General features: G+C 38.8%; 17 protein-coding genes and 1 tRNA gene. 9 read left to right on the top strand and 9 right to left on the bottom strand.

Annotated elements, in window-relative coordinates:
• Window positions 1-2 precede the first annotated feature (2 nt).
• Window positions 3-989, bottom strand: coding sequence for a 6-phosphofructokinase (gene pfkA, locus H8S90_RS16120; protein WP_187338876.1), 987 nt, complete (start codon window positions 987-989; stop codon window positions 3-5).
• A gap of 419 nt (window positions 990-1,408) precedes the next feature.
• Here pfkA and H8S90_RS16115 point away from each other — a divergent pair, with 419 nt between their 5' ends.
• Window positions 1,409-2,107, top strand: a complete 699-nt coding sequence (locus H8S90_RS16115; protein ID WP_187338875.1) for an NUDIX domain-containing protein — start codon at window positions 1,409-1,411, stop codon at window positions 2,105-2,107.
• A gap of 51 nt (window positions 2,108-2,158) precedes the next feature.
• Here the strand turns inward: H8S90_RS16115 and H8S90_RS16110 are convergent, their stop codons facing one another.
• Window positions 2,159-3,013 (bottom strand): N-acetylglucosamine kinase, encoded by an 855-nt coding sequence (locus tag H8S90_RS16110; RefSeq protein ID WP_187338874.1) that lies wholly within the window; start codon window positions 3,011-3,013, stop codon window positions 2,159-2,161.
• Between the two features lie 347 nt (window positions 3,014-3,360).
• Here H8S90_RS16110 and H8S90_RS16105 point away from each other — a divergent pair, with 347 nt between their 5' ends.
• Window positions 3,361-3,951 (top strand): riboflavin synthase, encoded by a 591-nt coding sequence (locus H8S90_RS16105; protein WP_187338873.1) that lies wholly within the window; start codon window positions 3,361-3,363, stop codon window positions 3,949-3,951.
• Here H8S90_RS16105 and H8S90_RS16100 read toward each other — a convergent pair.
• On the bottom strand, window positions 3,948-5,120 hold the full coding sequence (locus tag H8S90_RS16100; RefSeq protein WP_187338872.1) for a tetratricopeptide repeat protein: 1,173 nt from the start codon (window positions 5,118-5,120) through the stop codon (window positions 3,948-3,950). The genes H8S90_RS16105 and H8S90_RS16100 overlap by 4 nt on opposite strands.
• 224 nt (window positions 5,121-5,344) lie before the next feature.
• Here H8S90_RS16100 and H8S90_RS16095 point away from each other — a divergent pair, with 224 nt between their 5' ends.
• Entirely contained in the window at window positions 5,345-6,169 is an 825-nt protein-coding gene (locus H8S90_RS16095) for a phytanoyl-CoA dioxygenase family protein (RefSeq protein WP_187338871.1), read from the top strand.
• A 28-nt stretch (window positions 6,170-6,197) separates the two neighbouring features.
• Window positions 6,198-7,790, top strand: a complete 1,593-nt coding sequence (locus H8S90_RS16090; protein ID WP_187338870.1) for an alpha-amylase family glycosyl hydrolase — start codon at window positions 6,198-6,200, stop codon at window positions 7,788-7,790.
• Here H8S90_RS16090 and H8S90_RS16085 read toward each other — a convergent pair.
• Entirely contained in the window at window positions 7,783-8,670 is an 888-nt protein-coding gene (locus H8S90_RS16085) for an AraC family transcriptional regulator (RefSeq protein ID WP_187338869.1), read from the bottom strand. The genes H8S90_RS16090 and H8S90_RS16085 overlap by 8 nt on opposite strands.
• Window positions 8,671-8,818: 148 nt before the next feature.
• Here H8S90_RS16085 and H8S90_RS16080 point away from each other — a divergent pair, with 148 nt between their 5' ends.
• Window positions 8,819-9,937, top strand: a complete 1,119-nt coding sequence (locus tag H8S90_RS16080; RefSeq protein ID WP_187338868.1) for an alcohol dehydrogenase catalytic domain-containing protein — start codon at window positions 8,819-8,821, stop codon at window positions 9,935-9,937.
• A gap of 7 nt (window positions 9,938-9,944) precedes the next feature.
• The gene (locus H8S90_RS16075) at window positions 9,945-10,745 is read left to right on the top strand and encodes an alpha/beta hydrolase family protein (protein WP_187338867.1); all 801 of its coding nucleotides are present in this window, start codon (window positions 9,945-9,947) and stop codon (window positions 10,743-10,745) included.
• Here H8S90_RS16075 and H8S90_RS16070 read toward each other — a convergent pair.
• The 3 genes from H8S90_RS16070 to H8S90_RS16060 form a co-directional block, all read right to left on the bottom strand.
• A complete protein-coding gene (locus H8S90_RS16070; RefSeq protein ID WP_187338866.1) occupies window positions 10,716-11,630 on the bottom strand; it encodes a hypothetical protein in 915 nt (304 codons plus the stop codon). The genes H8S90_RS16075 and H8S90_RS16070 overlap by 30 nt on opposite strands.
• Before the next feature lie 864 nt (window positions 11,631-12,494).
• Window positions 12,495-12,722, bottom strand: a complete 228-nt coding sequence (locus H8S90_RS16065) for a hypothetical protein (RefSeq protein ID WP_187338865.1) — start codon at window positions 12,720-12,722, stop codon at window positions 12,495-12,497.
• Window positions 12,723-12,733: 11 nt separating this feature from the next.
• Window positions 12,734-13,021, bottom strand: a complete 288-nt coding sequence (locus H8S90_RS16060) for a hypothetical protein (protein ID WP_187338864.1) — start codon at window positions 13,019-13,021, stop codon at window positions 12,734-12,736.
• Between the two features lie 149 nt (window positions 13,022-13,170).
• Between H8S90_RS16060 and H8S90_RS16055 the strand changes: the two genes are divergently transcribed.
• Entirely contained in the window at window positions 13,171-13,452 is a 282-nt protein-coding gene (locus H8S90_RS16055) for a hypothetical protein (RefSeq protein WP_187338863.1), read from the top strand.
• 63 nt (window positions 13,453-13,515) lie between these two features.
• Window positions 13,516-13,989 (top strand): DUF1572 domain-containing protein, encoded by a 474-nt coding sequence (locus tag H8S90_RS16050; RefSeq protein ID WP_187338862.1) that lies wholly within the window; start codon window positions 13,516-13,518, stop codon window positions 13,987-13,989.
• Window positions 13,990-13,994: 5 nt separating this feature from the next.
• Here the strand turns inward: H8S90_RS16050 and H8S90_RS16045 are convergent, their stop codons facing one another.
• Window positions 13,995-14,141, bottom strand: a complete 147-nt coding sequence (locus H8S90_RS16045) for a hypothetical protein (protein WP_187338861.1) — start codon at window positions 14,139-14,141, stop codon at window positions 13,995-13,997.
• 101 nt (window positions 14,142-14,242) lie between these two features.
• Here H8S90_RS16045 and H8S90_RS16040 point away from each other — a divergent pair, with 101 nt between their 5' ends.
• Entirely contained in the window at window positions 14,243-14,524 is a 282-nt protein-coding gene (locus H8S90_RS16040) for a hypothetical protein (RefSeq protein WP_187338860.1), read from the top strand.
• On the opposite strand, the gene H8S90_RS16035 is transcribed toward H8S90_RS16040, so the two are convergent.
• A tRNA-Ser gene (locus H8S90_RS16035) sits at window positions 14,515-14,599 on the bottom strand. The two genes, H8S90_RS16040 and H8S90_RS16035, sit on opposite strands and share 10 nt — an antisense overlap.
• Between the last annotated feature and the right edge of the window lie 144 nt (window positions 14,600-14,743).

Raw genomic sequence — 14,743 nt, 5'->3', positions numbered from 1 at the left:
AATTAAATAGCCAACACGTTAGTCATTTCTATCATATCATCAGCCAACTTAAATTCCTTGCTACGCAGGGCCTCCTCTAATGGTGTCGTTACAATTTCATTTCCTCTTAACCCCACCATAATTCGCGTTTTTCCTTGCAGCAGGTTTTTTACTGCAGCAAATCCCAGCCTACTTGCCAAAACACGATCAAAGCTACTTGGAGAGCCACCACGTTGTAAATGTCCCAAAATTGTTACCTTCGTATCATAGAAATCAAATTTTTCCTGCACGCGCTTAGCCACATTATAAGCGCCTCCGTTTTTATCGCCTTCAGCAACTATAACTATGGTAGAAGTTTTCTTGTCTTTAGCAGCATTTTCAAGCTTTTCAATGAGCTCGTCAATACCGGTTTCTTTTTCAGGCAATAAAACGGCTTCCGCTCCTCCCGCTATTCCACAATTTAACGCAATACATCCCGAATCTCTGCCCATAACCTCTATAAAAAATAAACGGTCGTGAGAAGCCGCCGTGTCTCTAATCTTATCAATAGCATCAATCACTGTATTGTTTGCTGTATCATAGCCTAAAGTAAAATCAGATCCATAAAGATCATTATCAATAGTACCTGGCACCCCAACAACTGGTATATCAAATTCCCTGGAAAAAACTTCTGCTCCTGTAAACGTACCATCTCCTCCTATCGCTACTAAAGCGTCTATTCCCTCTGCGTTGATATTGTCATAAGCTTTCTTACGTCCCTCCGGAGTTCTAAAATCAAGACAACGGGCTGTTTTCAATATGGTCCCCCCCAATTGTAAAATATTACTTACTGACCGGCTATTCATATCGATAATATTACGGTCAATCATACCTTGATAACCATGTAATATGCCACTCACTTTTTTGCCTTCGTAAATTGCTGTTCGCACAGCAGCACGAATACAAGCGTTCATTCCCGGTGCGTCGCCTCCCGAAGTAAATACGCCAATACGCTTAATTGAATTATTCACAGTAAAATATCTCTATAGGTTTCAAATGAATTTTATTTCTGTTATGGAAGTAGCCACTATCATCAACACCTCCACAAACAAGCCACAAGACCATTACACAGGCGCATAGGCCCCTATCCATATCCAACCACGAATATAAGGTGTATTTTTTACACCATTGCTATTTATTTGTATTTTTTTTTAATTTTTTTCCGTTTATTACTGCTTATTTGTTGACATGTTCTTAAATCGTAAAAGAAGACACACATACTGCCACGGAAGTTTTGCATTTATGGTTTTCTTCTATAATTTTGAGTTTATTAGTTGACGCAGCATAAAATTTTTGCCCTCATCGTTTAATGTTCATTTTTTTATGTTAGGTTTATGCTGCTATATAAAAGTTACTGAAATATTGTAGAACCTTAAAAATAATAAAAATTTTGCAAGCTAATTTACCACATTTACAATCTATATTTACTGCCGACTGTGTGATATTCGGTTTTAACGAAGGTGAACTAAAAGTACTGTTGATCGAAAGAAATGAATACCCTTTCAAAGACTGGTGGGGTTTACCCGGTTTTTTTGTAGAACACAACGAAACTATTGATGATGCCGTAAAACGCATTTTATTGGAACATACTGGTTTAAAAGGTATATACATGGAGCAGCTTTATACCTTTGGCGATTTAAGAAGACACCCACAAGGAAGAATCATAACGGTGGCTTATTACGCTATGTTGAGATTGGAGGCTGTTAATAATAATTTAAAGCCCAGTACTGATTACGTGCGAAAAGCTCAATGGCACCCACTGAACAGTCTTCCCGAGCTGGCCTTTGACCATAAAAATATCATTGAGAAAAGTATCGAGAAAATTAGACGAAAAATAAGCCATAGCCCAATAGCCTTCGAACTCCTCCCTGAAAAATTCACCTTAACGCAACTTCAGCAGCTTTATGAAGCCATTTGGGACAAAAAACTGGACAAAAGAAATTTTCGAAAGAAAATGCTTAATTACAATGTATTAAAAGAGCTCGATGAAAAACAGAAAGGGGTTTCTTACCGCGCCGCCAAGTTATATAAGTTTGACAAACGTAAATACAATAAGATCTTCAAAAATGAGCTCAGTTTCTCGAGATAGTATAAAACAAAGGTAGAAGACAAAAACTTCTACCTTTAACCGCCTAAACAATTAGGCATTAATTTTATCTTGGTGGAACTTTACAAGATCGTCTATAGGAGACCGTACTATTCTTCCAAATTCCATCTCAAACTCCTGCGCCGTTTCTTCCAATACATTTCTAAAATTATAAGCGACTGAACCTATACAGTTGAAAGAATACTTCTGGTAGTCGGGATAGTGTACAACTAAGTTTTTAAAGAAGTCTTCAAAAGAGCTTTTTACCAGGCCTCTAGAGTATTCCATATTTACATTAATATCGTACACAAATTTGCTAAAACTTGCACAAAATCGATTGGCCAAAGGCTTTGTATAAACAGCATCCATCACATCATCCGGAGACAATTTAAAGGTATCCCAAAAAACCTCTCTCACATCCTGAGGCATATAACCTCTCACGTAATCTGTTAATAATTTCTTACCGATATAGCAACCGCTACCTTCATCACCTAAAATATATGCCGCAGAATCGATATTTTTAACAATATCTTTTCCATCATAAATACAGGTGTTCGTTCCAGTCCCCAAAATAGCGGCAAAACCGGGTTTGTCTTTCAACAATGCTCTTGCAGCGGCCAATAAATCATGCCCTACAAAAACTTCGGAAGATTTAAACACCTGCTTGATAGCCATTGCTACTATAGCAGCTTTCTCTTCATTGTGAACCCCCGCACCATAATAATTTACTTCTTTAACTTCCTCAAACGGTAAGTCTTTAGGTAATCCTCTTTTTAAGGAACTCACAATATAATCGCTTGAAACAAAATAAGGGTTGTATCCTTCAGTGTTAAAATAGATTTTTTTTCCGGAGTCATTGATCAGGCACCAATTTGTTTTGGTTGAACCGCCATCTGCAATAATGATCATGTTATTGGTTTTAGTTAATATTGATTTATATCTTTCTTAATTTAATTCCCATCTGTTTTTTCTACTTCTTAAAATGGTTAAAATTTCCTTGTATAGGAAAATTGTGGCACAAAATACACGTTTCAATATATTAATACAAATAAATACATTAAAATAAATAAATAAATTATGTATACCGTTTTTTGTTTCAGTTCAAAAACAACAATAAAATAACCTAAAACCATTATTTAGAACTAGCGCATGTGTGAAACATATAGTGTACTTTTTACAATTAGCTGTTTAAAAAAACAATTTGACTTTTCTTGATTTAAGTAAGGAAGGCTACCTTTGTCAAAAAATCACAGCAAATGTTTACAGGAATTATAGAAACCGTTGGAATCGTCCAAAATATCGCAAGAGAAAACACCAATCTTCACCTAACTATTCGCTCATCTATCTCAGACGAGTTAAAAGTAGACCAAAGTGTTTCTCATAATGGTGTATGCTTAACTGTAGTGGGCGTTGCTCCGGGAGAACATACCGTAACAGCTATTCAAGAAACACTGGCAAAAAGTAATATTGGCTCCCTAACGATAGGCGATAAAATAAATCTAGAACGTTGCACGATCGCCGGAGACCGCCTGGACGGTCATATTGTGCAAGGACATGTTGATCAGACAGCCGTTTGCACTAATATAGACGACCAGAATGGAAGCTGGGTCTATACTTTTAATTACGATGAAACGATAGGAAATATCACGGTAGAAAAGGGATCAATAGCCGTTAATGGCGTGAGCCTAACCGTCCTTAATTCGGACAGCAATCAGTTCTCGGTAGCAATTATTCCCTATACCTATGAACATACTGCTTTCCACATGCTCAAGCAGGGAGATGCTGTCAACCTTGAATTTGATATCATTGGAAAATACGTGGCAAAGCTGTTTTCATTAAAAAGTTAAGGCTTGGCATGCTCCAATTCTGAAATTCTCTGATGAACATATTTGCTATATATTTTGGCATCTTTATCCGAAGGTTTCTCATTTAAATAGCTTCTATAGTACCGAAGGGCTGTTTTCTTATTATTAAATTTATGGTCATATAGTAACCCTAAACTATAATACGTGATAGGCATCACCGTAAACTGCAAACTTTTTTGGTAAGCGTGAACCGCTTTAAGGTTTTGAGAAAGTTGTTCATGCTGGATTCCTTTTTCCACATAATAATTGGCAACATTAGGAGAAATTGCGGTTTCAATTGCCTTATCGAAATAAATGACCGCATTTTTCGACCTATTTAACTTCTTGTAGCTCATGGCCATATAATATAATTGCGCCTCTTTTAAATCATCCCGATCTTCCAGCATTTGCAATATACCAATGCATTTTTCATACTTATTTTCGAAATAATATGCTAGAGCCAATAGATTTAATAGCATATCCGATTGATCTCCGTGCGTTAACAAGCGCTCTCCGATCTTGACAACCTCACCATATACCTGCATACCATATGTTGCTTGCGCTTTTGCCTTTAGTAGCAACATGTTCGTGGTGTCTGCAGTTAATGCTGTTGATAAAACCGCATCAGCCACACGATAATCCTTCGAAGCGATATACAGTTGTGCCAGCTCATAAGCTATGTCGATGTCGAAAGGACTCAACACATTGGCTTTTTCTAGAAAAGTATGCGCAGTTTCCAATTCGCCATTTACTTGAGCGATATTAGCAAGTGCTTTATAACTACCGATATGGACACTATCCTGAGCTAGCACACGAAGGTAATAAGCCCTGGCTTCGCGGTTTTTCCCACGTTGAAAGCTAATGCTAGCTAGGTTTAATAACGTCTTAATATTCACAGTATCCAAGGCCAACAAGGCTAAGTAATACTGTTCAGCGGCCATATAATTACCTGCCATTCTATTAGTGTAAGCCAAACCGGCTAACAAATCCTCATCCGTCGTGCCTTTAACATAAAATTCACTCAGATATGTGGCAGCTTCATCGTAACGCTGAGATTGGTAGAAATCTACCAATTTTTCTTTAGACGGGCTCATATGCTGCCCATACAAGCTCACAACATGCGTTAAAATCCCAATAATAAATAGCAACTTCTTCAACCAATAAAAATTCATAAACCATCTCTTTATTGTAACATTTCACTAAAATAACTAAAAAATTAATTATATCAACTATTTTATTAGTTTAATAAAGCTGTACAACATCAAAACATCGCGATTATTAATCTTTAAAAAAACCTATGGCTTTAAGTTGGGCAAAATAGTCCATAATCTGAATAATATCATCCTACCAGACTTAGCGAATATTCCCGTAATTTGTAACATAAACTATATCAATTATGGAGGCGAAAACGATAGATTTACCGATTTTAGACGATTTGAAACCGGTTTCTCCCGAGCAAGTGAGTGAGTTCCAACGCAACGGTCATATCATTACCTACGACTTACTTTCAAAAGAAGAGGTACGCGCTTTTCAGAAAGTTATTAGCAAAGCAGCCGATGAATTTAATCAGGAAAAGCGGCAATTATCTGAGCGCGACACTTATGGAAAAGCATTTTTACAGATCATGAACTTATGGCGAGTGAATGAACAGGTAAAACGATTTGTACTGGCAAAACGTTTTGCTGGTATTGCGGCCAGCTTACTTGGCGTAGACAATGTTCGTTTATATCATGATCAGGCCCTGTTTAAAGAACCCGGCGGTGGACCAACACCTTGGCATCAAGACCAAAATTATTGGCCACTAGACACTAAAAATACCATTACCATGTGGATGCCAATGGTAGACATTCCACATCCAGATATGGGGATGCTTACATTTGCCTCGGGCTCACATCTGCAAGGTAATGTTTTCGACTATGTCATCTCCGACGAATCGGAAGATGCCTTTGAGCAATACGTAAGGGAAAAACGTTTTCCACTGGTTAAACCTTCGGCCATGAAAGCAGGCGACGCAACCTGGCACAATGGATTTACCATACATCATGCACCAGGCAATAATTCAACTGACATGCGGGAAGTGATGACCATTATTTATTATGCCGATGGTGCCAGAATAACCACCCCGCAACACGCCTATCAAGAGAATGATCTAAAACAGTGGTTAGGGAGTAAGGAGCCGGGCACCTTAGCCGATTCTGAAATGAATCCATTATTATTATAATTTACAATACCCTTTATAAGCCTAAATAATGGTTCAACTAAAAAACCTTTGCCTGTGCTTTTTCTACTGCCTCTTATTCTTGGTAGGCTGTAAAAGTATTCCCAAAAGAGACAAAATACATAACGAAGTCATCTACCACGTTTTCCAACGAAGCTTCTATGACAGTAATGGCGATCAGCATGGAGATCTTAATGGCATACGGCTAAAACTGGACTACCTCCAGAATTTAGGCGTAACATCTATTCTTCTTACCCCGCTTTATGAGTCTGTTTACTATCACAATTACTATGCAACTGATTTCGAAAAGATCGACCCCCAATATGGTACGGAAGAAGATTACATCGCTCTGGTTAAAGCTATTCATGAAAGAGGGATGAAGATCTATATGGATATGGAAACACAGTACATAACCGAAGATCACCTCTGGTGGCGCGATTCTTATAGTAACCCCGCTTCTGAATACAGTGATTATATTATTTACAATGATTCTGCGCAAACCAAGCCCGAGTCTATCGTATTCAACCTTACGGAGTTATTGGGCTATGACGGCACTGTGCGAAAAATCACCACCGTCAACCTTAAGGCAGAAGCGGTTAAAGATTACAATATAAAACTATTTAAGTATTGGTTGGATCCTAACGGTGACGGTAATTTCGATGATGGTGTAGATGGCTTTAGGTTAGACCATATGATGGACGATCTCGACAACAAAGGTATATTAACCAATCTTTTTGAAACCTTTTGGGTCCCGTTGATAACCGAACTGAAAGCGGTAAATCCAAACCTTCGGATTATGGCCGAGCAGGCCGACTGGTTGTCATACGGTTTTGACTATTTGGAAAGAGCTGGCGTAGACGCTGTATTTGCTTTCAGGGTGCAACAAGCCACCAGAACTTTGGATAAAGCTAAAATCGAGGCTTTTGCCGACACAACTTTCGGCAACACCCCGAGGAACAAGGCACAGATCATGTTTATAGAAAACCATGACATACCTCGTTTTGCAATAGTTGTTGATCGTGATCCAGGAAAATTGAAAGTGGGCGCGGCGATCAATACGCTCATCGGTGGGATCCCCTCTATTTATTACGGACAAGAGATTGGCATGTTGGGGAATGCCGAATTTGGAAAATATGGAAAGGTCATTACAGATGCTAATGAGATTCCTTCCCGTGAAGCTTTCGAATGGTATGCGGGTAATGCAGGTGAAGGAATGGCTATTTGGTACAAAGACAGTGGACCTTGGTGGGATGAATCTAAGCTAAAACCTCATGACGGTATATCATTAGAGGAACAAGAAAATGATAGCCTATCCATTTGGCGTTTCTATCAGACCTTACTAAATTTACGGAAAGACAATCATGCACTAACTAATGGTGATTACATTGGTGTATCAAACGATAATAAGGAGGTGTTAACATTTTTACGTTCGTCTATGGAGCAAACGGTACTCGTTGCCGTGAACCTATCCAGTAGTAATCAAAAATGCACACTTGATAGTTCCAGCATGCGCGGTCAAAATCTCCGCGGTATATTTGAGAGTCCTGAAAATACAACAATAACGGCGAAAAAAAAGAGACTTTCCCTTCCACCCTATGGCCTGCAAATATACGAAGTCAAGTAATTCTTTCTTCTGTATTTAGCTCACCAACAAATGTTTTGCGATAACTCAACGGGCTTATTCCTGTTTTCTTTTTAAATGATCTATAAAAATGTGAAACATCAGAAAAACCACTATCAAAAGCAATTTCAGCAATGGGTTTATTTGTCTGAATAAGCTGATTGGTTGCGTAGTTTAAGCGATATTCCATTATCGTCTCGATAAAGGTTTTACGTGTATTTTTCTTAAAAAATTTGCAGAAAGCTGTCGAGGTCATACTTGCTATGGAGGCGGCTTCCTTCAATGATACTTCTTTTCTGAAATTCTCAACTATATAGGCCCAAACTGCATGAATACGAGCTTGTTCAGTAGTTGCTGTATAATAATATGGCTGTTCTCCGGCAGCAAGTATGCTAATTTTTTTTGTTAACGCTAATTGATACAGTAATTCCAGAAAAGCCATTAACCGCCGAAAACCATCTTTACATTCTAGCAATGCAAAGTGAGCTGCAGCTTCCTCTTGCACTTTCTTTCCAAAACTTATACCATAAATACTTTTATCCAACATCCGTTTGATGATCGCAAACTCGTCTTTATTAAGCAGATCCTCTCCCAGTGAGCTCCTCGTAAACTGTAATACTAATGCTCCCACCTTCGCATGGTCAGAATCAGCAGGGTCTAGCTTCCAACAATGAGGTAGATGAGGGCCTAATAGTACCAGATCTCCGCTTTTAAAATCCGCCATATGGCTCCCAACATACCGTTTCCCTATACCTTCCGTAATATATGTAAGCTCATATTCCTGATGAAAATGATAAGGAGCGTTAAAAGCTTCCCTTCCAAACTCCCTCAACAGAAAACTTTGGTGATGCTGCCGCAATATCTCTTCTGACGCCTTCAACATAGCTTTTCTTGGTTTAATTTCAAATATACGAAATAAAAAAGGCTAAGATAATCCATTAATACAGTAATTTACACCATAGCTATTTATAAAAAAACAGCTATTTTGAACACGAAAATAACTATTATGAACATATAGCGAGTGGAAAATTATGTCAATATTTTGCAAAGCAGCGATTACCATTGGTAATGGCGATTTTTTTATTGAACAGATTGAAATAAAAGATCCGGCGCCAGACGAAATACTTGTTAAAGTAAAAGCAGCAGGCATCTGCCATACCGATTTTGATTCGCTCAGTTGGGGCAGCCCATTGGTTTTAGGCCATGAAGGTGCTGGAATAATAGCAAAACTGGGTAAGTCTATTAAAGGTTTTGATATTGGCGACTCGGTATTACTTAATTGGGCTGTTCCCTGTGGCCGCTGTTACCAATGCCAAGAGGGAAACCTTCATATATGTGAACGGCATTCACCGGTATGTGGTCCTCCGGGTTTTGAATCCAATGGTCACGCTTCGAAAAATAGTACCTTATGGAATGGTCGTCCAATAGCGCGATCGTTTCACCTGGGTACATTAGCAGAATATGTTCTTGTAAAAGAAGCCGCGGTTGTAAAAAACGACTCTCCAAACATGTCATTTGAAGCGGCCAGCTTGATAGGTTGTGGTGTGATGACTGGTTATGGTTCTGTGGTGAATGCCGCCAGAGTAAAACCGGCCTCATCAGTTGTTGTATTAGGCTCAGGCGGTGTTGGTTTAAGTGTTATACAAGGAGCTAAAATAGCGGGAGCGTCAAAGATCATTGCCGTTGATATCAACAGAAATCGATTAAAGTTGGCTGAAAAATTTGGAGCAACCCATACGATACAAGCAAATCGAGCGGATGAAGGACTTCTAACGGTCGCTGCCGAAGTAAAAAGAATAACGCAACAGCGGGGAGCTGACTATGCTTTCGAATGCACGGCGGTTCCGGCGCTTGGCGCGGCACCATTGGCAATGATACGAAATGCCGGAACCGCTGTACAGGTTAGCGGCATAGAACAAACCATTACTTTTGATATGAACCTATTTGAATGGGATAAGGTTTATATCAATCCTTTATACGGAAAATGTAGACCACATATCGATTTCCCGAAAATCGTGCAACTATATGATGGTGGCCAGTTTTTGTTAAACGAAATGGTTTCAAAGACTTATGCTTTAGAAGAACTAACACAAGCCTTCGCCGACATGCTAAACGGCAAAAATGCTAAAGGAGTCATCACCTTTAAATAAAAATAAAATGTCGACATTCAGAACACTTGAACTTTCTAATCCACAATTTGAAAAAGCCCATCTTCGTTTCATAACGATCAAGTCGCCACACCTCAAAGGCCGGGGAGATATTACTGTCTTTGTTCCTCCAAATATAATGAATTATAAAAATCTACCGCTTGTCATTTTACTCCACGGTGTTTATGGCAGTGCTTGGAGCTGGCCCTATGGAGCAGGTGTCCACATACAAGCACTTGAGATGATAGAACAAGGAACATTACCTCCCATGATTATTGCCATGCCATCTGATGGATTATGGGGCGACGGCTCAGCCTATCTTGCGCATCACGATAAGAACTTTGAGCAATGGATCGTTGAAGATGTTCCTTTGGCTGTAAGGGAGATAGTTCCGCAAGTAAGTAATCGCTCTCCGCAATTCATTGGTGGTCTATCCATGGGTGGTTATGGTGCTCTACGCTTAGCTGCTTTATATCCTAACCTATTCGTCGGAGTGTCCGCACATTCATCAATTACTGCTTTTAACCAGATGAAATTATTTATTGAAGAAGATTTAACAACCTTTACAGTTACTGATGAGCAATATCCAGATGTTATCGCTGCCTTATTGTATCACCGGGAAAAACTTCCGGCCATACGTTTCGATTGTGGAAAGGAAGACTTGTTGATCGAAGAAAACAGGAAATTACACCAGCAAATGCAGCAATACAATATCCCACATCGCTATTTTGAATATTCAGGAGGACATGAATGGAATTATTGGACCTTACATATTAGGAAATCACTTTTGTTTTTTGCCGAACTCCTTTAATTTTGTTTGTTTTTTGGCTTTTTTTTCTGCCTCTCTTTTGAAACGTTTTATTTCATTCAATATATCTTTAGTTCTAGACTCGAGCCCCCACCGTTCACCGGTAGGTTTATCAAAACCCTGTTTAACGCTGTTTTCCGCTATTTCATTTGTTACATGAAAAGCCTTTAGTATAACGTTGGGATTAAAATCCTTGTCATATATGTATTGATTTTCGTTCAACCAACTCTTCGTGTAATAACGTAAGCTCATACCTACTGCTACTATGCTATCTTCGTATAATTCCTGTTTGCATTCCCAGTTGATTGCTATAACATTATTTGAAGTGTTTTCAATATCATAACTAAACGTATCATATACTTGTACATAGTTTTTATGAAAGTCGAATGCTACCACTACAAAGTTTATTGAGGCGTGGGGAGTATTTTTTTTTCCTTTTGGGTAAGACAGGCCCTCAACCGCATCAAATGCGGGTATTTCTAACAGAATAGCGCCATCTTCACACACTTCGAGTTTTGGAAATACGGATAGCAGTTTTTCAAAAGCGGCATCAATATTAAATGAAAAACCATTTAAAAAACTGATATCACCCGTGTGCAGATCACGTTCGCCTATGGGCACCTCTGATGAGCGGATGCATCTCCGAACGACACCATTTGTTCGCACTTGCATACGACCATCGGTAACCAGCGAAAACAACTTAAAAAATCTGGCGATCGTATTTGCCTGTGTGCTCGCTAAACCAAATTCCAAGGCGTTTAGCTTAGTGGCATCCGTTTGTTTTACTTTTCCAGGTGCCCCCTGCAAAATCTGCTGATTGCGATAACCACGATATACAATATTGTTAATTTTACCTTTTATCTTACCATTTTTATCTTGTCTTGCCATTATACTGAAATTCAGGTTATTACTATTACTTAATACTCATTTACTATATTCGGATATAGGTTTTACGAAATCCACCCCCACTTATCAAATTCCTCTGTGCTCCCTTATGGTCTAATTTACTACTACTTTCATATGATACTTTTATATCTCCATAGTTAATCCAATATAAGTCCAGTTTTTATAAGAAAAAACTGGACTTATATTGGATTCATACTGGACTCATACTGGACTCATCTAGAATAAAATACCTATAAAATCCCCACTTTGTCTTATTATGATACAACTAACTGGTTATTGAATTAAATTTAAATTGACTATACACGCAAATTTGTTAATCCTTTTTGAGTTATACAAGTTGATCTTCCACTTTTTATCTCTCGTATGTTTGCGCACATCTATTAAACCAGCCGATACCTTATGTTCCTTGTATCAAGGCACCCAGCCTCCTCTCAGATCAAAACCCTGCAACCGGATATCTCCCGGGGCTACTTCATTTCATATTTTATCTTCATCCGGTATACCACCTACACCGCCTGTATTTTTTTTGTGCTGCTTGACATTCACAGCCAACTGCGCGACTCCAACTACCCATCATAACAACCTGATTATAAACAAAAAAGGCTTCCCGAAGTAGAGAAACCATTAGAGAAAAATTCTTCAAACCCATTCTGCGGAAAGTGAGGGATTTTTCGCTCGCACCTACCTTACCCTATACCTGCTCAAGAGAAAGTTCGAATCCGGATAGTACAAAAAAAGCACCTTTAAAAGGTGCTTTTCTAGCGGGGTGGATGAGAGTCTATTAGAACACCTTGAGGGTGTTTTAGAGGAAATTGGTAAGATGAAAGACACCCTATTCGGTGTCTTTCATTCTTTCAATTTGCTTTTCAGTTTTTCAAGTTTTATTTCTTCAACTTTCAATGGCACAAAACTATATTCTGCATTATTTCCGTCGAGGTCGGAGTAATATCCTGTATAAAGCCAAACTTCCTTAAATGGAAGAGTTTCAAAATAGTTACCTAATTTGTCAAGATAATTTACTACGTCTTCAAGTTCATAGGTTACAGTGTTTGTAAGTTCATTTATCGGTTTCATTTCTTTAGTATTTATGTGAATAGATTTATAAGAGATGAGATATGCGTTTTAGGCTGTCGGGTTTGATGACCTTGCACCCATACTTTAATCTCGTCCAAAGACATATTACTGCCTGCCCTGACTTTAAACATATCGCTACGGTAATACCAAGCCTGTTTTTTCTTGGCAAAGAACAAACCTGCTTCCCTTAGCTCAACCTCGAATTTATCCAAGTTGGAAATGGTGTCTAAAAGTCGGTCACGCTGTACTTTCCTGCGGTGCAGTTCGGCAATCTTGTTATTGACTGCTGTCGTTTTCATGATATTAAAATTTATGTGTAAAAAAATATTGTTTAAAAAGTTCCGATAAATAGGCTATCAGAGGGGGCGCACGTGAGGCTAATATTTTTGTCAAATTTTCCATATCCAAAATTTTTAAGCGAAACCCGAGGACACAGCCCTCTGGCTTTTTGTTAGAAGACCGCTCCTTACAATCCCACAGTAAGGCAAGGCTTTGGGCAAAAAAATACCTCCGGAGCGAAGCGAGCAGGGAAGATTTTTTTGAACAAACCCCTTGGGGCTTGGCCTTTACGACTGAGGGATTGTGGGGGAATTTGCCAACGAAAAGGCCAAAGGAAATTCGCCTACTGCTGATAGCGAAAACTTATCAGGTAGGGTTGGATTGGAAAGAAATTAGGTTGGCGAAAAACAGGTGGAAACTTGGTTTGGGAATGGACAGGCTTGGAAAGTAGAAAGGTTAGGAAATAGTATAGATAGAGAAATTATGTAACTTTACAGCTAAAACAACTATAATAATGGAACTTAGTTACGAATTGGCAAGGAGATTTAGAGAAGTGGTTTTGAATGGAACTTTTATAGCGAACACCAATTATAGAGACCAATTAGACGGTTTTGACTGGAAATTGGCAACGAAAGAATTGGGTGATCTAAATTCAATTGCTACCCTCGCACAACATATTCATTACTACGTAAAAGGAGTTAAAAATGCTTTTAAGCAAGGAACTTTAACCATAAGTGATAAATATAGCTTTGATTTTCCGGCTATAACCTCGAGTGACCAATGGGAAGGTTTTTTAAGTGTCTTTTGGAACGATTCCATTGAATTTGCTCAAATTATTGAACAAATGCCAGAAGAACGTCTACAAGAGATGTTTATAGATGAGAAATACGGCACCTATCTTCTAAACATAGAGTCGATGATCGAGCACTGCTATTATCACTTAGGGCAAATAGTATTATTGAAGAAGCATTTTGTTTTAAAAACCTGACTTGACTACAGGTCATCCCGATAAACGGCATTTCCCAACATGAGGTTGCCCGCCTGTTCTTTGGTAAAGCCTTTTCCCGAATCAATGTAAAAGGTCTGCGGTAGTGGTGGCTGGCTGTACGTTTGACGGAACGAACGCTCGGTGTAAATCATTTTCGAGTTTTCAATCTGTGCAAGTTTCGTCCTGCTTCTCACGTCCTTTCCGATGGCAAGCTCGCTGTTCGGCTGTTACTTGAAATAATCAATGGCTTCGTATGGGGTCTCAAACTCATACGAAAGCTTTTAGAACATTGAGCAATGAGCTGGATCTTTTGACGGATATGCGGTACGTTTATACGTCATCTAATACGATTGGCAAGCAACAGATCGTAAACATGGTGTTCGACTCAAATCTTTACTACAAAGAAGGCATCTATCGAACACACACAATGATGGAGATCTTCACACATAACACACAAAAAATGAAAGAAAAAGGATTGATGATTTACGAAAAAAAAGAGGGTCTTCTTGATGAAGACCCTCTCAGCGGAAAGTGAGGGATTCGAACCCCCGGTCCTGTTACAGACAACGGTTTTCAAGACCGCCGCATTCGACCACTCTGCCAACTTTCCAGCGGCAAAGATATAAAGTCTTCACAAACCCCCAAACATAAATTTAAATTAAATGAAAACCTATATATAAGCCGATAAGCAAAAAACTATCTGTACCTTTACAGATTAATCACCATATGCTATGGACTGCCACACAATAGTAAC

Origin of the sequence: Olivibacter sp. SDN3 (assembly GCF_014334135.1) — a bacterium.
In the GTDB taxonomy this organism is placed as follows: Bacteria; Bacteroidota; Bacteroidia; order Sphingobacteriales; family Sphingobacteriaceae; genus Olivibacter.
The sequence above is the reverse complement of the archived record's forward strand: the minus strand, read 5'-3'. Positions and strand labels throughout refer to the sequence as shown.